Below are 22,002 nucleotides of genomic sequence, written 5' to 3'. Positions count from 1 at the left end.
ATGCAACTCGACGAAACCATCAGCGTGGAAGATGCGGTGCAGGTGCTGGCCATGGTCGGCGACCTGAGCATGGGCCTGCCGTCCGACCATTCGGTGCGGACGGCGCGCCTGGCTGCGCGCCTGGCGGAAGAAAACGGCGATGCCGCGGATGCCTGCACCAGCACCCGCCTGGTCGGCTTGCTGCGCTGGTCGGGCAGCACGGCGACCGCGGCCGGCTTTGCCAACCTGCTGGGCGACGACGTCCTCGGCCGCCATGCGATGGTAACGCGCACCCTGTCCGGCAATCCCAACCTGACTCTACCCAACGTGCTGCCGCTGGCCCAGATGCAGTGCGAGGTCGCGGGCGACATCGCCGCCCTGCTCCGCCTGTCCAGCGAGGTCGAGGAAGCGCTGCGCCAGCTGTTCGGCAGCCACCACCGCGGCGACATGCAGGATGCACTGTTCGCGCCGAACATCCCGCGCGCCGTGTTCTACGTACGCCTGGCCGGCGACCTCGAGGTGCTGGCGCCGGCCCATGGCACGGACGGCGCGCTGCGGCTGATCGGCGAGCGGGCCGGCGTCAAGTATCCGGCAACCCTGGTGCAGCGCCTCCTGCCGCACGCCAAGGACTGGCTCGATGCGCTCGACGAACCCTCCTGCGCCGCCAACTATGCGGGGCACGACCGCCGCGTCCCGCTCACCATCGTCGCCGACGTGATCGAGCTGAAGCTGCCCTGGCTGGCCGGCTATTCGCGCCGGGTGGCGGAGCTGGCCCGGCGCAGCGCGGTCCCGGCCGGCCTGATCGCGCTCGAGGAAAAGCCGCTGGTGCGGGCTGCCCTGCTGCACGGGATCGGGCGGGTGGCGGTGCCGAACGCGGTCTGGCAGCGGCCCGGCAAGCTGGGCGTCCTCGACTGGGACCAGGTGAGAAAGGTGCCGTTCTGGACGGCGCGCGCCGGCGCCCAGGTGCCCGCCATCGCCCAGGATGCGACCCTGGCTTCCTTCGTCTACGAACGCCTGGACGGCAGCGGTTACTTCCGCAAGGCGCGTGGCGAGGCGATCGGCATGCAGGAACGGGTGCTGGCGGTGGCCGCCGCCTACACGGCGATGTGCTCGCCGCGGCCCTGGCGTCCGCCCCATGGCGAAGCGGCCGCCGGGACCTTGCTGGTCGCGCAGGCCGGCGCGGGACGCTTCGACCGCCAGGCGGTGGCCGCCGTCCTCGAGGCCGCGCGCGCGATGGCGCCGAAGCGCGGCCAGGGCCGCGAAGTGCGCGACGCCCTGCTGTCGGCCCGCGAGATCGAGGTGCTGCGCCACATCAGCCTGGGAGAGACGAGCCGCGAAGCGGCGCGCGCCATGAAGATCAGCCCGGCCAGCGTACGGACCCACGTCGACAATATCTTCCAGAAGCTCGATGCGGGTTCGCGCCCGGCGGCAACCTTGAAGGCCTTGAGCCGCGGCCTGATTTCGTAGGTGGACTCCCCGAGCCCACGCGTGACGCAAGTAACCCGCTGGCTTCCGCGTGGGCACGGGAGTGCCCACCCTACATTAATCGGTGTGCAGCTGCATCGTGGCCTGGTTCATCTTGCCCTCGCAGGCCATCGGGATGATGCGCAGCGACTTGTCGATCGCTTCCTCGATCAGGCTCTGCTCCTCGCGGCGCGGGCGGTGCAGGACGAAATCGGCCACGTTCTGCTGCAGGTTGAGGGTGCGCGGGTGGCCGATGCCGAGGCGCAGGCGCCAGTAGTCCTGGGTGCCGAGCGCCGAGGTGATGTCTTTCAGGCCGTTGTGGCCGCCCGAGGAGCCGCCGCGCTTGAGCTTGGCCGCGCCGGGCGGCAGGTCGAGTTCGTCGTGCACGACCAGGATCTCTTCCGGCGCGATCTTGAAGAAGCGCGCCAGCGCGCCCACCGACTGGCCGGAGCGGTTCATGAAGGTCAGCGGTTCCAGCAGCCAGACCTCCTTGCCCGCGATCGAGGTCTTGGCGACCATCGCGTTGAAGCGCGATTCGCGCTGCAGGCGGCAGCTCGGCAAGGTGTTGGCCAGGTTGTCGACCAGCCAGAAGCCGGCGTTGTGGCGGGTTTGTTCATATTCCGGGCCGGGGTTGCCGAGGCCGACGATCAGGCGGATGTGCATAAAGCGTCAATCAAATCGTAAAGCTCGATTATCGCGGAAAACCGCGCATACCTGAGCAAGAAACAAAAAACCCGCCGGACCAGGGTCGGGCGGGTTTTTCATCAACCACTCGCGAAGAGCGGCAGCGCAGCCGAATTACTCAGCAGCAGCTTCAGCAGTAGCAGCACCGCGCGGGATCGACGAGGTGGCGACGGTCTGGTCCTTGCCGTGGGCGACGATGCTCACGCCTTCCGGCAGGGTCAGGTCGGACACGTGCACCGATTGACCGGCTTCCAGCTTGCTCAGGTCGACGGTGATGAATTCCGGCAGTTGGCCCGGCAGGCAGGTCACGTCCAGCTCGTTCAGCACGTGCGACACGATGGCGCCGCTCAGCTTGACTGCCGGCGAGACGTCGGCGTTGACGAAGTGCAGGGCGACCTTGGTGTGGATCTTTTGCGATGCATCGACGCGTTGGAAGTCGACGTGCAGGACCAGCTGCTTGTATGCGTGCATCTGGAAGTCACGCAGCAGGACTTGCTGAGGCTGACCATCCAGTTCCAGATCCAGGACGGCGCCGTGGAATGCTTCTTTCTTGAGCGCGTGGTACAACGCGTTGCCGTCGACGGCGATCAGTTCCGGGGCAGCGGCGCCACCGTAGATGATGCCAGGGGTCTGGCCAGCGTTGCGCAGGCGGCGGCTCGCTCCGGTACCTTGCTGTTCGCGTTTGAATGCGACTACTTTCATGTGAAACTCCAAAATAAAGTGGGTTCGAATGCCGGACAGTTCCGGCCCGCTTACCCGGGTGGTGGACGCCCCCGCGACCAGGGGCTTCCATGGATTGAGCGCATTGCTACGCACTCAAGAAATTCTGTGATGCCTGATGTGTCAACGGCGCGCCGGCTTTTTCAGCCAGGCGCGCCGCGTTTGAAACGGTGCAGCTTAGTCGACGAACAGCGAGATGACCGAGTCGCCCTTCACGATACGCTTGAAGGTTTCGGCCAGCAGCGGTGCGCTGGTCAGCTGGCGGATCTTGCCGCAGGCACGGCCGGCTTCGCTCAGCGGGATGGTGTCGGTAACGACCAGCTCGTCCAGCGGCGAATTCGTGATGCGCTCGATTGCCGGGCCGGACAGGACCGGGTGCGTGCAGTACGCCACGACTTTCTTGGCGCCACGCTCTTTCAGGACTTCAGCGGCCTTGGTCAAGGTGCCTGCGGTGTCGACCATGTCGTCCATGATCACGCAGTTGCGGCCTTCGACTTCACCGATGATGTTCATGACTTCCGACACGTTCGCCTTCGGACGGCGCTTGTCGATGATCGCGAGGTCGCAGCCGAGGCGCTTGGCCAGCGCACGGGCGCGCACCACGCCGCCGACGTCCGGCGACACGACCAGCAGGTCGTCGTAGTTGCGCTTCTGCAGGTCGCCCAGCAGGATCGGCGATGCGTAGATATTGTCGACCGGAATGTCGAAGAAGCCCTGGATCTGGTCGGCGTGCAGATCCATGATCAGCACACGTTCCACGCCGGCTTCCTGCAGCATGTTGGCAACGACCTTGGCCGAGATCGCGACACGCGCAGAGCGCGGACGGCGGTCCTGGCGGGCATAGCCGAAGTAAGGAATCGCCGCAGTGATGCGGCCTGCCGATGCGCGCTTGAGAGCGTCGACCATCAGCATGATTTCCATCAGACTGTCGTTGGTGGGAGCGCAGGTCGATTGCAGAACGAAGACGTCCTTGCCACGAACGTTCTCATTGATTTCGACCATTACTTCGCCGTCGGAGAACTTCGAGACCACGGCCTTGCCAAGAGGAATGCCGAGGTTTTTTGCGACCCCTTCTGCTAGCGCCGGATTGGCATTGCCGGTAAAAACCATCAGGTTTTCGTAAGCCATGGGGAGTCCCAGAAGAGTAAGAGCGTTGAAAGAACTGAAAAGCCGTTAATACAAGAAGATTAACGCTTGGACTACAAAAAAAATGGGCCGCTCTAGGCGGCTCCACTTCACTTGCCTGCTGGAGCACTAGTCATCCGCAGCTCAGGCAAAAACTTTGGCAGGGGAACAAGGATTCGAACCTTGGTATGCCGGAATCAAAATCCGGTGCCTTAACCAGCTTGGCGATTCCCCTACACTGAAACTTGTACTGCATCTTGCTGATCTACGCTTCGACTATGTTGCCGTTGCGCTGACAGGCAAAATTTTATTCTACAACTCGTTGATTTGCAAGAGCGATTTCATCGGATGTTTCGTTAGCGACTTTGCTTTCCACGCTATCCACTTCGCCGGCACCTTCTTCAGTACCTGCTCTGCTTCTTGCTCGCTGGAAAACGCGCTGAACACACACGCTCCGGAGCCAGTCATCCTGGCCGCTCCATGGCCGCTCAACCATTCGACCGCCTCTGCTACCGGCGGGAACAGGCGGGTGGCCACGTCCTGCAAATCATTTCTTAAGGCTTGGCGCCCTAGGAAGTCCGCTACTGTAATGGGTTTCGTGTTTCTTGTCAAATCGGGCGCCGTGAAAATTGCAGCGGTCGGCACCGTGACGCCCGGCTCGATCACCACATACCAGCAATCCGGACCCGGCACCGCCTGCAGCGCTTCGCCCACGCCCTCGGCGAAGGCGGTCTCGCCAAACAGGAAGAACGGGATGTCGGCGCCCAGCGGCAGACCGATCGCCATCAGCTCGGCATCCCTCAGACCGGCTTGCCAAAGGGCATTCGCGGCCATCAAGGCGGTGGCGGCGTCGGACGAGCCGCCCCCCAGGCCGCCGCCCATCGGCAAGCGCTTGTCGATGCGCACGTCGATGCCGGGCGGCAGCCGGCCATGGCGACGCCGGTATTCGGCCTGCAGCGCACGCAGGGCGCGCACGATCAGGTCCTGCTCTTCCGGCACGCCGGGCACATCGCTGACGCGCACGATGCGTTCGTCGCTGCGCAAGTCGAAGTCGAGGGTGTCGCCGTGGTCGATCAGCTGGAACACCGATTGCAGCAGGTGGTAGCCGTCCGGACGGCGGCCGGTGACGTGCAGGAACAGGTTGAGCTTGGCCGGCGCCGGGCAGCCATGCAGCGAAGTCAGGGCCATCTCAGCTTTCCGGCAGGATCGAGATGCTGATCGACAGCTCGCCGCTGTTCGCGGTGGCGCCGCGTCCGGCCTGGATGGCCTTCGGCATCGGCGCCCCGCCCGGCCCCGGCTTGTCCTGCCACTCCTTGAAGCGCAGGTTCCAGCCGTCGCGCGTGAACACGGTGTTATTCGCGGGCGAAGCGGCAAAGCGCTTGCCCTGGGCATCGGTCGCGTAGCCCTGCAGCCAGTCGCGCAGGCCGGCCACCGGCAGCGGCCAGCCAAGCGTTTGCCGGGTGAGCGCGTCGATATCCTGCGCCGTGCGCGGCGCGCGGTTGGGCTGGGTCAGCGTGGCCGAGTCCGGCGTAACGCTGATCTCGGCCACGGTCGTGCCGAAGGGGCTGGCGAGCGACACATCGACGCGGCCCGGACGCTGGGTCCAGGTATAGCGTCCGGTCAGCCTGTCCGGCTGGCCATCGGCCTTCTGGTAGCTCACCGCGATGCTGCCGTTCAGGTCAATCGTGTCGCGGTAGGCGCCGACCGGGGCGGTCGACAGGTTGGCGGTGGGGGTGGCGCAGCCGACCAGGGCAAAGGCGACGGTGGCGGCTGCGAGCAGGCGGATGGAATGAGGAATCGGCATCGGTGAGAAACTTGGGCCCCCGCCTTCGCGGGGGCGACGTTGGTTAAGCGGGGGCGACCTTGGTTAAGGGGGAGCGACCTGGGTTAAGCGGGTTCAGAGCGAAGCGCGCAGCCGCGTCAGCGTGCTCTTCAGCGCATCGTTCTTCGGATCCTTGGCCCGCGCTTCGCGCCACAGCTTGCGGGCGTCGTCGTGCTGGCCCTTTTTCCACAGCACTTCGCCCAGGTGGACGGCGATTTCCGGGTCGCTGCGGATCTCGTAAGCCTTGCGCAGCTGGGCTTCGGCTTCGTTGAGCTTGCCCATGCGATATTGCACCCAGCCCATACTGTCCATGATGAAGGGGTCAAGCGGCGCCATCTTCTGGGCCTTCTCGATCAGCGCATAGGCTTCCTTCAGGCGCACGTTGCGGTCCGCCAGCGAATAGCCGAGGGCATTATAGGCGTGCTGGTTGTCGGGCGCCTTGGCGATCACCTTGCGCAGCGATTTTTCCATCACGCTGGTCTTGCCCATCTTTTCGGCCATCAGCGCGAAGTCGTACAGGAAGTCCGTGTTGTCCGGGAAGCGCTTCAGGCCCTGCTCCATCAGCTTGTAGGCGTCCTGGTTCTTGCCGGCGTCGCGCAGCAGCTGGGCCTCGACCAGCACCACCTGGGCCTGTTCGGCCGGATCCTCGGGCTTGAGCGTGCCCAGCAGCTTGCGGGCCCCCGGCAGGTCGCCCTGCCGGGCGGTCAGCTGGGCGCGGCGCAGGTCGGCGCCGAACTGGATCTTCGGATCGGGCGTGTCGAGGCGGTCGAGCCAGGACAGCGCGGCGGGAATGTCGCCGCGCTCCTCGGCCAGCTGGGACAGGATCAGCACCGCCTTGGACGGATCGCGCTCCTCGTCCGAGGCCTTTTCCATGACCTCGACGAAATGGGTGAAATACTGCTCGGCGCTCTTGTTGTCGTTGGTCTGCATCGACAGGATGCCGAGCGCGTACAGGGTGCCCGGGTTGTTCGGCTGGGCCTTATCGAGCGCCAGGAATTCGCGGCGCGCCGCGTCGTACTGCTTGGCGTTGACCAGCATGCGGGCATAGGCCGTGCGTACTTCCTTCGCGTCCGGATGGGCGGCCAGGAAGTCGGACAGCACCTTGGCGGACTGCTCGTCGCCTTCCGTCACCTGGGCCAGGGTCAGGATGGCGATCTCGGAATCGGGCTTGATCTGCAGCGCGGCGCGGGCTTCGCGCACGGCGTCTTCCTTGGCGCCGCGTGCGAGGGCGGACTGGGCCAGCACCACATGGGTTTCCATCATGTTGCCGTAGGGCGCCACCAGGCGGTCGAGCATGGCCAGGCCCGCTTCCTTGTCCTTGGCGCGCATCACCAGCTGCTGTATCTGGAACATCACCAGGCCGCGCGCGCCCGGCGTCGCATCGGCCAGGCGCTGCTTCAGCGCACTTTCTGCTTCGGTGAGGTTGTCAGAGAGGACCACCAACCCCAGATAGTACTGGTTGGCCTCGTCGGAGTTGGGCGCGTACTGGCGCCACAGCTTCACCGCGGCGAGCGCGTCGTCGGCCTGTTTGGCCGACAGCGCCATCTCGGCGGCGCGCTTGGCCAGGCGCGGATCCCTGGTCTGCTGGGCCAGGCTCATCAGCGTAAGGTAGGGGCCCTGCCAGTCGCCCTTCTTGAAGGCCAGCTCGGCATTCATGAGCTGGGTCATCATCTGGGGTGTCATTTTCACGTTCGGCAGTTGCTCTTCGCCCTGCTTCGCGTTGTCCTGGGCAGCTTCGCCGGCGGCACGATCGGCGCCCGATCCGCGCTGGGCCTCGGCGGCGAGGAGCGGCCGGTCGGCCTTGTCGGCGGCGGCCTGGGGCGGCTGCTGTTTGGGCGCCACAGCGCATGCAGATAACAAGGCCGAGAGAGTTACAATGGCGAAAGTGTTTTTCAAGGTCGATCCCGCATTGACAAGATTGACCGATTCTACGCTTAACGCCCTCCTCGCGTGCGCCGTTGCAACACGAATTTACATACTTTTCCTCTGTTCTTCATTGCTCATTTCAGCTGATCTATGCCTGAACTCCCAGAAGTAGAAGTGACAAGGCGCGGCGTCGCGCCGCACCTGGAAGGCCGCGTCGTCGAACAGGTCGTGCTGCGGCGCGAGGGTTTGCGCTGGCCTTTCCCGCCGAACCTGAGCGAGCTGCTGGCCGGCCGCCAGATCCTGTCGACCAGCCGGCGCGGCAAGTATTTGCTGATCCATTTCGAGCACGGCACGCTGATCGTCCACCTCGGCATGTCCGGCCACCTGCGGGTGCTGCCGGAAGGCGTCGAGCTGAAGAAACACGACCACTTCGACCTGGTGGTGCGCGGCCCCGAAGGCCGGCGCGTGCTGCGCCTGCACGATCCGCGCCGCTTCGGCGCCGTGCTCTGGCATGGCAACGACGACGGCGAACTCGAACAGCACCTGCTGCTGCGCGGCCTGGGCGTCGAGCCGCTCGAGGACGGCTTCTCGGGCGCCCTGCTGCATCGGGAAACCAGGCGCCGCAACGCGCCCATCAAGCAGGTGCTGCTTGCCGGCGACATCGTGGTCGGGGTCGGCAATATCTACGCCTGCGAGAGTCTGTTCCGCGCCGGCATCAACCCGAAGACAGCCGCTTCGCGCATCAGCCGCGCGCGCTACGACAAGCTGGCCGAGGCCATCCGCGAGATCCTGGCCGCCGCCATCGTGCAGGGCGGCAGCACCTTGCGTGACTTTATTGCGGTAAATGGTCAATCCGGATATTTCCAGCAGACATATTTCGTCTATGATCGTGCAGGAGTGCCTTGCCGCAACTGTGGCGCGCCGGTCCGCCAGATCACCCAGGGCCAGCGCTCCACGTTCTACTGTGCAACCTGCCAGCGGTAAGGCCAAGAAAGGCGGCACAACATGCAAGATATTCAACAGTACGGCGCCTGGCGCGCCAGCGTCGCCGAGACGCTCGAACAATACCGCGGCTGGGTCCAGGCCGCCGAGCTGCTCGACGCGGCCGCCGAGCAGCGCCTCGCGCGCGCCCTCGCCCGCGTACGCGACGACCGCCTGTCGGTCGCCTTCGTGGCCGAGTTCTCGCGCGGGAAATCCGAGCTGATCAACGCAATCTTCTTTGCCGATTACGGCCAGCGCATCGTGCCGTCCAGCCCGGGCCGCACCACCATGTGCCCGACCGAGCTGGCCTGGGATCCGCTGCTGCCGCCCTGCATCCGCCTGCTGCCGATCGAGACCCGCGCCCAGCGCCTGGCCACCAGCGACTACCGCGAGGATCCGGCGGCCTGGACCGCGCTGCCGCTCGACCTCGATTCGCCCGAGCGCATGATCGAGACCTTCCGCCAGGTCAGCCTGACACGCCGCGTCGACGCCGGCGAGGCGCGCAGCTACGGCCTGTACGATCCGGAAGATCCGGACCTGGCGGGCACGGTCGGCGATGACGGCCTGGTCGAGATTCCGCAATGGCGGCATGCCCTGATCAACTTCCCGCATCCGCTGCTGAAGCAGGGCCTGGTGATCCTCGACACCCCGGGCCTGAACGCGATCGGCACCGAGCCGGAACTGACCCTGAACCTGATCCCGAATGCGCACGCGGTGCTGTTCATCCTGGCCGCCGAGACCGGCGTGACGAAGAGCGACATCGAAGTCTGGCGCACCCACATCGGCGCCGGTCCGGGCCGGATCGTGGTGCTCAACAAGATCGACGCCCTGTGGGACGAGCTGCGCACGCCGCAGGAGAACGAGGCCGCGATCGCGCGCCAGCAGGCGAATGCGGCCCAGCTGCTCGGCCTGGAGGAATCGCAGGTGTTCCCGGTCTCGGCCCAGAAAGGCCTGGTCGGGCGCGTGACCGGCGACATGGCGCTGTTCGAGAAGAGCCGCGTCAAGCTGCTCGAATCGGCCCTGTTCAACGAACTGATCCCGGCGCGCCAGGACATCCTGCGCCGCCAGCTGCGCGAAGACATGGAAGCCATCACCGCCGGCCAGCAGGCGCTGCTGGGCACGCGCATCCGCGACCTGGTCGAGCAGCTGCAGGAGCTGCAAAGCCTGCGCGGCAAGAACCAGGGCGTGATCGCCCACATGATGCGCCGCGTCGAGATGGAGAAGAAGGAATTCGACGCCAGCCTGTTCAAGCTGCAGGGCACGCGCGCCGTGTTCGCCACGCTCTCGACGGAGCTGTACAGCAGCATCGGCATGGACCTGGTGCAGCAACAGGTCGAGACCGTGCGCGCGGCGATGGAAGGCGTGCGCTTCGCCACCGGCATGCGCGCGCCGGTGCGTGAGTTCTTCGAGCAGGCGCGCGCCAGGCTCGACGCATCGAGCGCGAAGATCGGCGAGATCGGCGCGATGATGGACACCATGTACCGCCGGTTCTCGGCCGAGCACGGCCTGGCGCTGGCCATGCCGATGGCCTTGTCGCTGGCGCGCTACCGCAGCGAGATCGATGCCATCGAAGCGATCTGGCAGAAGCAGTCCGGCACCGCGACCCTCCTGATCACCAGCCGCGGCGCCCTGCTCGAGCGCTTCGTCGACACCATCGCCGCGCGCATCAAGCACACTTTCCGCGCCGCGAATGCGGACGTCGAAGCCTGGCTGAAGGTGATCATGGCGCCGCTGGAAGCGCAGATCCGCCAGCACCGCGAGCAGCTGCGCCATCGCCAGTCCTCGATCCAGCGCATCCACGACGCCACCGAGAGCCTGGAACAGAAAATCGCCGCCTTCGAATTGGCCCAGCGCGAGCTCGAGCAGGTCAAGGCGAAACTGGCGCTGCTGTCGGGTGCGGTGACGCGGGTGCTCGATGCGGCGCTGGACGCGGCGCCGGCAGCGCAGGCGGGGTCACCCCATACATTGGAAGTAGCATGAAGAGATTGACTGAATTTGATGTGAGCGAGCTGGCCGACCCGGGCTTCTCGCGCGCCGTGATCGACTGGCAGCGCCAGCACGGCCGCCACGCCCTGCCGTGGCAGAACACGCGCGATGCCTACCGGATCTGGCTGTCGGAGATCATGCTGCAGCAGACCCAGGTCACCGCGGTGCTGGGCTATTACGCGCGCTTCCTGGAGCGCTTCCCCACCGTGGCCGCACTGGCCGAGGCGCCGGTGGAAGACGTGATGACGTACTGGGCAGGCCTCGGCTACTACACCCGCGCGCGCAACCTGCACGCCTGCGCGCGGCGCGTGGTCGCCGAATATGGCGGCGTGTTCCCGAGCGATCCGGCGCTGCTGGCCGAGCTGCCCGGCATCGGCCGCTCGACCGCGGCCGCCATCGCCGCGTTTTCGAGCGGCGCCCGGGCCGCGATCCTGGATGGGAACGTCAAGCGCGTGTTTGCGCGCGTGTTCGGCATCGACCAGTACCCGGGCCTGAAACCGGTCGAGGATGCGCTGTGGCGCCGCGCCGAGGCGCTGCTGCCGGCAGGCGGCGACGGCATCGAATCCTATACCCAGGGCCTGATGGACCTGGGCGCGACCCTGTGCACGCGTTCGAAACCCGACTGTGGCCGCTGCCCGCTGCAGGACCGCTGCGTGGCCCGCGCCACCGGCCGCACCGCCGAGCTGCCGGTGCGCAAACCGAAGAAGGCGACGCCGGAAAAGCGCGCGCAGATGCTGGTCGTGATCGACCAGGGCCAAGTGCTGCTCGAGCAGCGGCCCGGCAGCGGGATCTGGGGAGGCTTGTTGTCGCTGCCGGAGGTGGACGGGCACGTGGCGCTGGACGAAGAAGAACTCGAGCTGGGCGCCGCTGCCGAAGCCGGGGAAAAGTTCGGCGCGGTCGCGGAGACGGAAGCGCTGCTGCCGTTGGAGCACGGGTTCACGCACTACAAGCTGCACATCCATCCCTACCGGATCGGGCTGGAATCGCGCGGCGAGATCCCGGCCGGCTATGTATGGTGGAACCTGGCCGACATCGAGGCCGCCGCACTGCCGGCGCCGGTCAAGAAACTGCTGGGGCAGCTCGGGCAGCCGTCGCTATTCGCTTGACTTAAAACAAACCGGGGTCAGACTCCCGATTTTGGCAAAATCCCTTGGGATATTTCCAAAAATCGGAGTCTGACCCCGGTTTGATTACAGTTCATCCAGTGAGAAGATCCGCTTGTGCTCCCGGATCGCATACCGATCCGTCATCCCCGCAATATAGTCTGCGATCTTGCGCGCCTGCTTCAGAGTGTCGCCGCCCGCCACCTGGTAGTCGAAGGGCAGCAGCACCGGATCCGTCATGAAGGCGTCGAACAGCTCGCGCACGATGCGGCTGGCCTTCACCCGCATGCGGTTGACCTTGTAGTGGCGGTACAGGTTCGCGTACAGGAAGCGTTTCAGGGCGGTGGTCTCTTCGCGCATCTTCGGCGAGAAGCGGATCAAGGGCGGGCTGGTGCGCACCGCGTCGATGTCCTTCGGGTCCGCTTCCTTCAGCAGCCGGCACGATTCCTCGACCAGGTCGGCCGTCATGGCCGTGATCATCAGGCGGATCGTCTCGTACAGCTCGCGCCGGCCCGGCAGGCCCGGATACTGCTGCACCACCTGATGGTGCAGGCGGGCGAACAGCTCGACCTCCTCCATCTGCTTCATGGTCAGCAGGCCGGAGCGCAGGCCGTCGTCGATGTCGTGGTTGTTGTACGCGATCTCGTCGGCCAGGTTGGTCAGCTGGGCTTCCAGGCTGGGCTGCTGCTTGTCGATGAAGCGCTGGCCAAGCTCGCCGAGCTGGCGCGCATTCGTCAGCGAGCAGTGCTTCAGGATGCCTTCGCGCGTTTCGAACGTCAGGTTCAGGCCGTCGAAGGCGCCGTAGTGCTCTTCGAGCTGGTCGACCACGCGCAGGCTCTGCAGGTTATGCTCGAAGCCGCCGTAGTCCTTCATGGATTCGTTCAGCACGTCCTGGCCGACGTGGCCGAAGGGCGTGTGACCGAGGTCGTGCGCCAGCGCGGTGGCTTCGACCAGGTCTTCGTTCAGGCGCAGGCTGCGCGCCAGCGTGCGCGCGATCTGGGCCACTTCGATCGAGTGCGTCAGGCGCGTGCGGAACAGGTCGCCCTCGTGGTTCAGGAAGACCTGGGTCTTGTATTCGAGCCGGCGGAAGGCCGTGGAGTGGATGATGCGGTCGCGGTCGCGCTGGAACTCGCTGCGCGAGCCCGCGGCCGGTTCCGGATGACGACGCCCACGGGACTTCGACGAGTGCGCCGCATAAGGTGCCAGGTGGGCGTCGAAATCGATCATCGTGAGTTTTTCTCCATGGGGGCGCCGACACAGGCCGCCAATGTCGCCAGCAGTTGCTCCTGCGGCGCACCGGTGATGCTCGGGCTGCCCAGCGGTTTCAGCAGGATGAACTTGATCGCCCCGCCCTCGTTCTTCTTGTCGACTTCCATCAGCTCGATCCAGCGCTGGGCGCCGAGGTCCGGCGCGACCACCGGCAGCCCGGCCGCCTTCACCAGCCGGCGCACGCGCAGCGCGCTGGCGGCGTCGAGCAGGCCGAGTCGATGCGACAGGTCGGCCGCCATGACCATGCCGCAGCCGACCGCTTCGCCGTGCAGCCATTCGCCGTAGCCCAGGCCATTCTCGATCGCGTGGCCGAAGGTGTGGCCGAAGTTCAGCACCGCGCGCAGGCCGCCTTCGCGTTCGTCGCGCCGCACCACGTCGGACTTGATCTCGCAGGAGCGCAGGATCGCGTGCGCCAGCGCGGCGTGGTCGCGCGCGACCAGCTTGCCGATGTTCTCCTCGATCCAGTCGAAGAAGGACAAGTCGAGGATCGCGCCATGCTTGATCACCTCGGCCAGGCCGGCCGACAGTTCGCGGTCCGGCAGCGTGTCGAGGGTCGCGGTGTCGGCGATCACGGCGCGCGGCTGGTAGAAGGCGCCGATCATGTTCTTCCCGAGCGGGTGGTTGATGCCGGTCTTGCCGCCTACCGAGGAATCGACCTGGGACAGCAGGGTCGTCGGGATCTGCACGAAGGGCACGCCGCGCATGTAGCTGGCGGCCGCATAGCCGGTCAGGTCGCCGATCACGCCGCCACCCAGCGCCACCAGGGTGGTCTTGCGGTCGCACTTGTGTTCCAGCAGGGCGTCGAACACCAGGTTCAGGCTGTGCCAGTTTTTATGTTCTTCGCCGTCCGGCAGCACGATGTTGACGACCTCGCGCCCGCTGGCGCGCAGCGGCGCCGCCACCTTTTCCAGGTAGAGCGGTGCGACCGTGGTGTTGGTGACGATCGCGATCTTGCCGCCGCCGGCGCCGATGTGCCGGGTCAGCAGCGCGCCGTCGTCCAGCAGGCCGCGTCCGATCAGGATCGGATAGCTGCGTTCGCCCAGGTCGACGTTAAGAGAGATACAGGCTTGTTCGTTCATGTTTGTGCGTGGCTTGGTGCGCTGGCGCGCCGCATCGATCGCGGCCAGCTGGTCCAGGATTGTCTGAACCATCGATTGTACGTTAGGCCGGCCGGTATCGATGACGAGGTCGGCGATCTCGCGATACAGGGGCTCGCGCTGCGCGGTCAGGTCTTCGAGCTTCTTGCGCGGATCGGCGGTCTGCAGCAGTGGGCGGTTCTTGTCGTGCGACGTCCGCTGCAGGATGCTGTTCACGCTGGCGCGCAGGTAGATCACGGTGCCGCGCTCGGCCAGCAGGCGCCGGCTTTCGGGGTTGAGGACGGCGCCGCCGCCGGTGGCCAGCACCAGGCCGCTGGCGGCCGTCAGCTCGCGGATCATGTCGGCCTCGCGCCGGCGGAAGCTGGGCTCGCCTTCGATCTCGAAGATCCACGGTACCGAGGCGCCGGTGCGCGCTTCGATCTCATGGTCGGAATCCACGAAGTGCATGCCCAGCCGGCGCGCCAGCAGGCGTCCGATGGTGGTCTTGCCGGCGCCCATCAGGCCGACCAGGAAGATGTTGTTGTTCTTGCAGTGAGGCACTATTGTCGATCGCTCAAAATGCAAACGGCCAGGATAACCTGGCCGCCGCATGGTCTATTCGCCGATTTACGGGCAGGTGAACAACAGTTTAAACGGAATATTGGTTACCGTCCCCCCCGGCGTGGTGATGGCCACGTTGAACGATGCTTGCGCCGGCCCCTTGCAGCCGGTCGGGGCAGTGCTGGAGATGCTGAACGTGTGGCTCGAACCCTGCGCACCGCTGACCGTGTTGCCGGTGTTGTCGTCGCCCTTGACGCCGTGCGGCGCGATGTTCGGCACGGTCGCCGGCGAGACGGCGGCCGCGACGGCGTTCAGGACACTGGTCAGCTCGACCTTGGTGTTGACCGGCATCGGGTTGTCGTTGATGTCGTTGAGCTGCAGCTGGAAGACCTTGGTCTCGCTCGAGCTGATCGAGCCCAGGTCGTTCGGGGTGCCGAAGGACACTTGCGCGCCATTCAGGTAGGTATGGTCGGCGCGGCTGCCGCTCAGGAACACGGCGGTCTTGCCGAACACGGTGTTGGTGCCGTCGGTCGAGCTGGCGCAAATGGTCGCCAGGCCGGGGCGCGTGCTGTCCGGGCTGGCGCCGGGACCGGTATTGCAAGGCGTGACCGGGGTGTTCGGCAGCGGCGTGCGCGGCTCCTGCGCACGGAAGTCGACCGAGCAGCCGCCGTTGACGGTGTTGCAGCCGCCCTTGTCCGACGATCCCACCGAGCCGACGTTGGTCTGGAATACGATCGGGGTGCCGTCCGGGACCGGATTGCCGAAGGTATCGGCCAGCAGCACCTGGATGTGGGTGGCCGGGGTCGTCGGGGTGCTGTCGATGTTCAGGCCTTCGACGTTGAAGGAGCCGGAGCTGATCGAGAACGAGCGCTGCACCGGCAGGCCGGTGGTGACCACGATCGAGTCGGACATGGTCGAGATGTCCGGGTTGCCGTTGGCGGCGGTGCCCGGCAGGGTCGCCTGCACGCGGAAGGTGGTCGCCACGGTGCCCGAGTTGACCGTGGTGACCACGTTGCCGTTGGCGTCGGTGGTGTCGGTACTCTTGTTGACGTGGACGCTCGAGGTGGTGGTCGAGAAGTTGACCTGCTTGCCGGCCAGCGGGTTGCCGAAGATGTCGACCACCTTGAAGGTCAGGGTCGCGGTCTCGGTGCGGCCGTTGCCGCCCTGGCCCGCGATCACGATCGACTGGTTGGTCGGCGACGCCTGCACGAACTGCACCGAGGCGGCGGCCGGGGCGGCGATCTGCAGCTGGGTGGTGGCCGACTTGGCGATGCCGTCGGCGGAGACGGTGATCACGTCGTTGTTGGCGCAGCCCTTGTCGCGGTAGACCGTCTGCGCGCTGCCGTTGTTGGTGGCGACGGTGGTGGCCAGGGTGGCCTTGCCGGCGGCCACGCAGGCCGAGCTGAAGGTGACGTTGACCTGCTGCTCGGTGTATTTGCCCGAGCCGGCCAGCACGTCGACCGACAGCACGGTCGAGCCGTAGGCCTGGATGCTGTTCGGCGAAGCGCTCAGGGCGCCGAAGCCGAGCGTGGTGGCGCCGACCGAGTAGTTCGATTCGCCGGTGACGGTGGTGCCGCCCACTGTGCTGGTGGCGGTGACCTTGGCGGCGCCGCCGGCAGCCAGGCTGGCCACGCGCATGGTGACGGTGGCGACGCCGTTGACGTCGGTCAGCGCGGTGCCGGCCGAGGGCGAGAATACCGCCAGGGTATTGTCGGTCGCGAAGCTGACGATCGCGTTCGGCACCGGCTTCTTGCTCGCGTCGAGCACGGTCGCCTTGACGGTCAGCGGGGTCGCGCCGGTGAGCGCATTGGTGCTGGCGCCGCTGGCGTTGACGAAGCCCAGGGTGACGGCCGGGGCCGCGGTAACGGTGGTCCCGCCGCTGCCGCCGCTGCCGGTGCTGCCGCTGCCGGAACCGCCGGTGGTGCCCGGATTGCCGCCGCCGCCGCCGCACGCGGCCAGCACCAGCGCCATCAGGAGCGCGGTGGCCACGGGCGCGCCGCGGCGCGTGATGTTGGTATTGCTCATGTCTGCCTTCTTCTTGTTGATTGTATCGGTCGGATCACTGCCCCGCGTTCTGCACGCGGTCGGTCACGATCTTCGGGGTGATGAACACCAGCAGCTCGGTCTTCGAGGTCGAGCGCGCCGTGGTCTTGAACAGGTGGCCCACCACCGGCAGGTCGCCGAACAGCGGTACCTTGGAGTCGTTGGTGCTCTCGCTCTGCTGGTAGATACCGCCCAGCACCACGGTGCCGCCGTTCTCGACCATCACCTTGGTCTTCACGTGCTGGGTGTTGATGGCGAAGCCGGACGAGGTGCTCTCGCCCTTCGAATCCTTGGCCACGTCGACGTCCAGCACCACGTTGCCGTCCGGCGTGACCTGCGGCGTGACTTCCAGGCGCAGGTTGGCCTTCTTGAAGGTGACCGAGGTCGCGCCGCTGCTGGTGGCCTGCTGGTACGGCAGCTCGACGCCCTGTTCGATCACGGCCGGCACGTTGTCCTCGGTGACCACGCGCGGGCTGGAGATGATCTTTCCCTTGCCGTCCGCTTCCAGCGCCGACAGTTCCAGGTTCAGGAAGCGGTTCGCCGCCGACGAGAACAGCGAGAAGGCGATGGTCGGCGCATTCACGCCGTTGATCGGCGCCGCCGGCAGGTTGATCAGCTGGGTGTTGTTGTAGGAGTCGTTGCTCAGCGCCAGCTGGCCGGTGGTCTGGCCGATGCCGTTCAGGTTGCCGCCGATCGCCACGCGCTGGTCGCCGTTGACCTGGTAGCCGGCGTCGCCGCCGCGGATGGTGCGCATGTCGGCGAAACCCAGCTTGGCGCCGAGGTTGCGCGAGAAGCCGTCGTTGGCCTCGACCAGGCGCGCCTCGACCAGCACCTGCTTGGTCGCGATGTCGACCTTCTGGATCAGCTTGCGCACATCCTCCAGTTTCGACGGGATGTCGGTCACGAACACCTGGTTGGTGCGCGGATCGATGGTGGCGCTGCCGCGCTTGGACAGCACGCGGTTGCCGCTGCCGCTGCCGCCGCCCGCGTCGAGCCCGAACACGGTGCGGAAGGCTTCGGCCTTCTGGTAGTTCAGCTGGAAGATCTCGGAGCGCAGCGGCTCGAGGTCGGAAATCTGGGCCTTCTGTTCGAGCTCCAGCTTTTCCTTGGTCAGCAGTTCTTCCTTCGGCGCGATCCACAGCACGTTGCCGTTCTTGCGCATGTCGAGGCCCTTGGCCTGCAGGATCACGTCGAGCGCCTGGTCCCACGGCACCTGCTTCAGCTGCAGGGTCAGGTTGCCGCCGACGGAATCGCTGGCGATGATGTTCAGGCCCGAAATGTCGGCCACCGCCTGCAGCGCGGCGCGCGTCTCGACGTTCTGGAAGTTGAACGAGATCTTCTCGCCGCGGTAGCCCTGCGGGCCCTGGGCCAGGCGGTTCGGGTCTTCCTTGACCGGCTTGACGTCGATGACCAGCTGGGTGTCGCTCTGATACACGCTCTGTTCCCAGTTGCCCTGGGCGTCGATGGTCATGCGCACGTTCTCGCCCGAAGGCGTGGTGGTGATGCGGGTCACCGGGGTGCCGAAATCGGTCACGTCCAGGCGCCGGCGCAGCGTGGGCGGCAGGCCGGTCTTCTGGAATTCGACCTGGATCTGGTTGCCGGCCTGGCGCACGTCGACCGGCACCTGGCTGTTCGGCAGGTCGACCACGATCCGGCCTTCGCCGTTGGCGCCGCGGCGGAAATCGAGGTCGCGCAGGGTCTGCGGACCGGCGGGCGCCGCGGCATGGACCGGCAGGCCGGACGCGTTCACCGCCTGGGCCGCGCCGCCCGACCCTTCCACGGTCAGGATCACCGACTTGCCGTCGATCGCGGCGGCGTAGTTCAGCGGACGCTTCAGGTTCAGCACCAGGCGGGTGCGCTCGCCGGCCTGCACCACGTTCACGCCGCGCACGTCGCCCAGGTTGATGTCCTGGGCGCTCTTGCCGGTGCCGTTCTGGGTGGCGCCGAAGTCGAGCGCGATGCGCGCCGGGTTGGTGATCGAAAAGCCGATCGGCAACCTGGCCGGGGCATCCTTCATCGCCACATTGATGACGACGTTATTGCCTTGCTGGTTGGCGCTGATCGATTCGATCGCGTTCTGCGCGAAGGCGCTGCTGGCGCCGAACGCCAGCACCAGGCCGAGGGCGATGCTTCCAAGTCGGGTCATTTCCGGTTCTCCTTGCTTTGCAGCTCCAGCTTCGCCATGCGCTCGACCCACTCGCCGGCGGCGTCCTGCACTACTTCGCGGATTGTGATGGCATCGTCGCCCACGCGGGTGACGATGCCGAAGTTCTGGCCGATGCGCTGGCCGGCACGGACCTGGTAGACCGAACGGTCGATCTGCAGCAGCGCATAGTTCGCGCCGGCCTTCTGCAGCGTGCCCACCATGCGCATGGTGTCGAGCGGGTAGGCTTCCAGGGCCTCGCGCGGACGCTGCAGGTCGGGTTTGTTGGGGTCCTGCGTGGTCTCGGCCGCCTTGGCCAGCTGGTTCAGCAGCTTGCTCGAACTGAACGGATCCACGGCTTCCTTGGCGCCGTAGGCGTAGGGGATGAAGTCCTTCGGCTCGGCCAGCGGCTTGACCGCCGGGCGGGTATCGTGCTTGACCTGGTCCATCCAGTCGCGCACTTCCTTGACGTCGCTGTCGCCGCAGCCGGCCAGCAGCAGCGCGACCGCCACGCAGGCGCCCGCTTGCCTCAGTTGCTTGATCACGCCTTGGCTCCCTTCTTCTTCTTTTTCTTCCGCGCCTGCGACTGCGCGTCCAGCTCGTCCTGGTCGAGGTAGCGGAAGGTCTTGGCGACCGCGTCGAGCGACAGCGTGCCGTCCTTGCCGGTATTGAGCGACAGGTTGTTCAGGGTGACGATGCGCGGCATCTTCGCCATGTCGGCGGCGAATTCGCCGATGTCGTGGTAGTTGCCGGTGACCTTGATGTCGATCGGCAGCTCGGCGTAGTAATCCTTGACCACCACCTGGCCCGGCTTGAACAGCTCGAACTGCAGGCCGCGGCCGAGGCCCGCCTGGTTGATGTCCGACAGCAGGGCCGCCATTTCGGCCTTGCTCGGCAACTGCTTCTCGAGCCGTTCGACGTAGCGGTTGACCTGCTGCTGCTGGGCTTCCAGCGCTTCCAGGTTGATCGCCTGCGCCATCTTGGCCTTGTAATCATTGCGCAGGGACTGCTCCTGCGCGGCCAGGGTTTCCTGTTCCTCGAACTGGCCGCTCCAGTAGAAGAAGTAGCCGAGGCCGACCACGGCCGCCATCACGCCGGCCGCGCACAACACGCGCGGCGCCAGCGGCCACAGGCCGGGATGGCGGCCCTGCAGGCCTTCGAACTGGGCCGCGATGTCGGCGCCCAGCTGTTTCAGATCGATGTTCATGATTTCGGTCCCGGCTTCGCGGTTTCTTCCTTCTCACGCGCACGCTTGATCAGCACGTTCAGCGTGAATTCGACGACCTTGCGTCCGGTCTTGCTCTGGGCCAGGGTGGCGGCGCGTACCTCGGTCAGGTCCGGGCGCTCCAGCCAGGGCGAATTGCCCGACAGGTTGCGCAGCAGTTCGGCGACCCGTTCCTGCGACTGGGCCACGCCGACCAGCAGCACCTTCTGCCCGTCCTGCTTGAAGCTCTTCAGGTAGACCCCTTCCGGCGTCTGGCGCACCAGTTCGTCGAGCAGGTAGACCGGCTGGTTGCGGTCGCCCTGCAGGTCTTCGACCGCCTGCTGGCGCGCCTTCAGCGCCTCGATCTCGGCCTTCAGGTTGGCGATCTTCTTGATCCTGGTATCGAGTTCCGCGTTGGCGTTCTTCAGGACCTGGTTGCGCTGGTTCTGGGTTGCGATGCGGCTGGCGTTGTAGCCGCCCACCATCAGCACCAGGGCCACGCCGAACAGGCCGCCGAAGGCCAGCAGCGCGGCGAAGGCGGCCTGCTTCTGCTTGCGTTTCGCTTCCCGGTGAGGGAGCAGGTTAATCCGGATCATCAGCCAAACCTCCGCATTGCCAGGCCGCAGGCGACCAGGTAGGCCGGCGCTTCGTTACGCAGCTGCTGTTCGCGCACCGACGGGCCCAGCTGCATGCCCTTGAACGGTGAGATCACGCTGCTGCTGATCCTGGTGCGGCTGGCGATGATGTCGAGCAGGCCCGGCACCAGGGCGCAGCCGCCGGCCAGGCAGATCTGGTCGATGCGGGTGTACGGGGTCGAGGTGAAGAAGAACTGGATCGCGCGCGTGACTTCCAGCGCGGCGTTTTCCAGGAAGGGCGCGAGCAGGTCGGCGCCGTAGTTGTCCGGCAGGTCGCCGGCCTTCTTGCGCGCTTCCGCCTCCTCGAAGGACAGGCCGTAGGCGCGCACGATGTCCTGGGTCAGCTGGATGCCGCCGAAGGGCTGCTCGCGTTCGTAGATGGTCTCGCCGTTCTGCAGCACCGAGATGTGGGTGGCCTGGGCGCCGATCTGGAACAGGGCCACGATCTGCCCTTCTGCGCTGCCCGATACGGCGCCCAGTTCATCGAACACCCGCTGCGCCGCGCTGCGCGCCGCATACGATTCGATGTCCATCACGGTGGCGGTAAGGCCGGCCGCCTCGGCGATCGCGACCCGGTCCTCGACCTTCTCGCGGCGCGCCGCCGCCAGCACCACTTCCATGTCGTCCGGCGAATTCGGCGCCGCACCGATGACGTCGAAGTCCAGGCTGACTTCGTCCAGTGCGAACGGGATATATTGGCTGGCTTCGGATTCGACCTGCACTTCGAGCTGGTCTTCGGCCAGGCCCGCGGGCAGGATGATTTTCTTGGTGATGACGGCGGCCGGCGGCATGCCGAGCGCGACGTGCCTGATTTTGGTGCCGCTCTTTTTCCAGACCCGCAGCAGCGCTTCCGACACCGCTTCGATGTTTTCGATGTTGCCGTCGACCACGATGCCGCGCGCCAGCGGCTCGGAGGCATAACGCTCGAGGCGCAGTTCGCCTTTGCCGGCGTCGGCCAGCTCGACCAGGCGCACGCCGGACGTACTGATGTCGATCCCGATCAAGGGCGGGTTGGACTGTCCGAACAAGGAACCTAGACTGATCACGAGCGTTGCTCCCTCTTTGCTGCTGCGCGTTCCTGAAGAACGACTAATTGAACGCCCGGGCGGGGATTATTTATTTAGAAAAACCAGCGGTGTAAAGTGCCTTGTTTATGTAGATGTTTAAGGCACTGCGTTAAATCGTAGCAATAAGGATGAGTACAGACAAGATATTTCTACACGGGAACATCTTGATCCGAAGCATGAATGCGACACTTGGTTTTCTGCTGTGATAGATCAACATTGTCACCGTCTACACACCTGTTATCGGCTTGACCAGTCGTGTTTCTATAGCGACCCT

At 65.9% G+C, this 22,002-nt stretch carries 18 protein-coding genes and 1 tRNA gene; 4 read left to right on the top strand and 15 right to left on the bottom strand.

Annotated features, from left to right (window positions below; all coding sequences use genetic code 11):
- The gene (locus AM586_RS17200; RefSeq protein ID WP_229412934.1) at positions 1 to 1,446 is read left to right on the top strand and encodes an HD domain-containing phosphohydrolase; all 1,446 of its coding nucleotides are present in this window, start codon (positions 1 to 3) and stop codon (positions 1,444 to 1,446) included.
- A 75-nt stretch (positions 1,447 to 1,521) separates the two neighbouring features.
- On the opposite strand, the gene pth is transcribed toward AM586_RS17200, so the two are convergent.
- From pth to AM586_RS17165, 7 genes are all read right to left on the bottom strand, one after another.
- A complete protein-coding gene (gene pth, locus AM586_RS17195) occupies positions 1,522 to 2,106 on the bottom strand; it encodes an aminoacyl-tRNA hydrolase (protein WP_047826070.1) in 585 nt (194 codons plus the stop codon).
- Positions 2,107 to 2,241: 135 nt separating this feature from the next.
- On the bottom strand, positions 2,242 to 2,829 hold the full coding sequence (locus AM586_RS17190; protein WP_047826071.1) for a 50S ribosomal protein L25/general stress protein Ctc: 588 nt from the start codon (positions 2,827 to 2,829) through the stop codon (positions 2,242 to 2,244).
- Positions 2,830 to 3,024: 195 nt separating this feature from the next.
- Positions 3,025 to 3,975, bottom strand: coding sequence for a ribose-phosphate pyrophosphokinase (locus AM586_RS17185; protein WP_047826072.1), 951 nt, complete (start codon positions 3,973 to 3,975; stop codon positions 3,025 to 3,027).
- Between the two features lie 155 nt (positions 3,976 to 4,130).
- Positions 4,131 to 4,207 (bottom strand) — tRNA-Gln (locus AM586_RS17180).
- A 77-nt stretch (positions 4,208 to 4,284) separates the two neighbouring features.
- Positions 4,285 to 5,160 (bottom strand): 4-(cytidine 5'-diphospho)-2-C-methyl-D-erythritol kinase, encoded by an 876-nt coding sequence (ispE, locus tag AM586_RS17175; protein WP_060566624.1) that lies wholly within the window; start codon positions 5,158 to 5,160, stop codon positions 4,285 to 4,287.
- 1 nt (position 5,161) lies between these two features.
- Positions 5,162 to 5,776 (bottom strand): outer membrane lipoprotein LolB, encoded by a 615-nt coding sequence (locus tag AM586_RS17170; protein ID WP_047826074.1) that lies wholly within the window; start codon positions 5,774 to 5,776, stop codon positions 5,162 to 5,164.
- Between the two features lie 93 nt (positions 5,777 to 5,869).
- On the bottom strand, positions 5,870 to 7,636 hold the full coding sequence (locus AM586_RS17165; RefSeq protein ID WP_229411235.1) for a tetratricopeptide repeat protein: 1,767 nt from the start codon (positions 7,634 to 7,636) through the stop codon (positions 5,870 to 5,872).
- 174 nt (positions 7,637 to 7,810) lie between these two features.
- Here AM586_RS17165 and mutM point away from each other — a divergent pair, with 174 nt between their 5' ends.
- Genes mutM through mutY form a run of 3 tightly spaced genes read left to right on the top strand, consistent with a single transcriptional unit; the run spans position 7,811 to position 11,733 of the window.
- Positions 7,811 to 8,644: a bifunctional DNA-formamidopyrimidine glycosylase/DNA-(apurinic or apyrimidinic site) lyase gene (gene mutM / locus AM586_RS17160; protein WP_047826076.1), complete on the top strand. Its 834-nt coding sequence runs from the start codon at positions 7,811 to 7,813 to the stop codon at positions 8,642 to 8,644.
- A gap of 21 nt (positions 8,645 to 8,665) precedes the next feature.
- The gene (locus tag AM586_RS17155) at positions 8,666 to 10,621 is read left to right on the top strand and encodes a dynamin family protein (protein WP_047826077.1); all 1,956 of its coding nucleotides are present in this window, start codon (positions 8,666 to 8,668) and stop codon (positions 10,619 to 10,621) included.
- On the top strand, positions 10,618 to 11,733 hold the full coding sequence (gene mutY, locus AM586_RS17150; RefSeq protein ID WP_047826078.1) for an A/G-specific adenine glycosylase: 1,116 nt from the start codon (positions 10,618 to 10,620) through the stop codon (positions 11,731 to 11,733). The genes AM586_RS17155 and mutY overlap by 4 nt, the downstream gene beginning before the upstream one ends.
- A gap of 84 nt (positions 11,734 to 11,817) precedes the next feature.
- Here the strand turns inward: mutY and AM586_RS17145 are convergent, their stop codons facing one another.
- The 8 genes from AM586_RS17145 to AM586_RS17110 form a co-directional block, all read right to left on the bottom strand.
- Positions 11,818 to 12,957, bottom strand: coding sequence for a deoxyguanosinetriphosphate triphosphohydrolase (locus AM586_RS17145; protein ID WP_047826079.1), 1,140 nt, complete (start codon positions 12,955 to 12,957; stop codon positions 11,818 to 11,820).
- Positions 12,954 to 14,636 (bottom strand): bifunctional shikimate kinase/3-dehydroquinate synthase AroKB, encoded by a 1,683-nt coding sequence (gene aroKB, locus AM586_RS17140; RefSeq protein ID WP_257791521.1) that lies wholly within the window; start codon positions 14,634 to 14,636, stop codon positions 12,954 to 12,956. The genes AM586_RS17145 and aroKB overlap by 4 nt, the downstream gene beginning before the upstream one ends.
- A 66-nt stretch (positions 14,637 to 14,702) precedes the next feature.
- Positions 14,703 to 16,661: an Ig-like domain-containing protein gene (locus tag AM586_RS17135; RefSeq protein ID WP_047826080.1), complete on the bottom strand. Its 1,959-nt coding sequence runs from the start codon at positions 16,659 to 16,661 to the stop codon at positions 14,703 to 14,705.
- 34 nt (positions 16,662 to 16,695) lie between these two features.
- Complete coding sequence (pilQ, locus tag AM586_RS17130; protein ID WP_047826081.1) at positions 16,696 to 18,825, bottom strand: type IV pilus secretin PilQ; 2,130 nt, start codon at positions 18,823 to 18,825, stop codon at positions 16,696 to 16,698.
- On the bottom strand, positions 18,822 to 19,367 hold the full coding sequence (locus tag AM586_RS17125; RefSeq protein ID WP_307164947.1) for a pilus assembly protein PilP: 546 nt from the start codon (positions 19,365 to 19,367) through the stop codon (positions 18,822 to 18,824). Before AM586_RS17125 ends, pilQ begins: the two co-directional genes overlap by 4 nt.
- Positions 19,364 to 20,029, bottom strand: a complete 666-nt coding sequence (locus tag AM586_RS17120; protein WP_047826082.1) for a type 4a pilus biogenesis protein PilO — start codon at positions 20,027 to 20,029, stop codon at positions 19,364 to 19,366. Before AM586_RS17120 ends, AM586_RS17125 begins: the two co-directional genes overlap by 4 nt.
- On the bottom strand, positions 20,026 to 20,622 hold the full coding sequence (locus AM586_RS17115) for a PilN domain-containing protein (RefSeq protein WP_047826083.1): 597 nt from the start codon (positions 20,620 to 20,622) through the stop codon (positions 20,026 to 20,028). The genes AM586_RS17120 and AM586_RS17115 overlap by 4 nt, the downstream gene beginning before the upstream one ends.
- Positions 20,622 to 21,707 (bottom strand): pilus assembly protein PilM, encoded by a 1,086-nt coding sequence (locus AM586_RS17110; protein ID WP_060566622.1) that lies wholly within the window; start codon positions 21,705 to 21,707, stop codon positions 20,622 to 20,624. The genes AM586_RS17115 and AM586_RS17110 overlap by 1 nt, the downstream gene beginning before the upstream one ends.
- Positions 21,708 to 22,002: the final 295 nt, after the last annotated feature.

Source organism: Massilia sp. WG5, assembly GCF_001412595.2.
Classification (GTDB): domain Bacteria; phylum Pseudomonadota; class Gammaproteobacteria; order Burkholderiales; family Burkholderiaceae_D; genus Telluria.
This window is presented reverse-complemented; position numbering and strand designations above follow the sequence as displayed.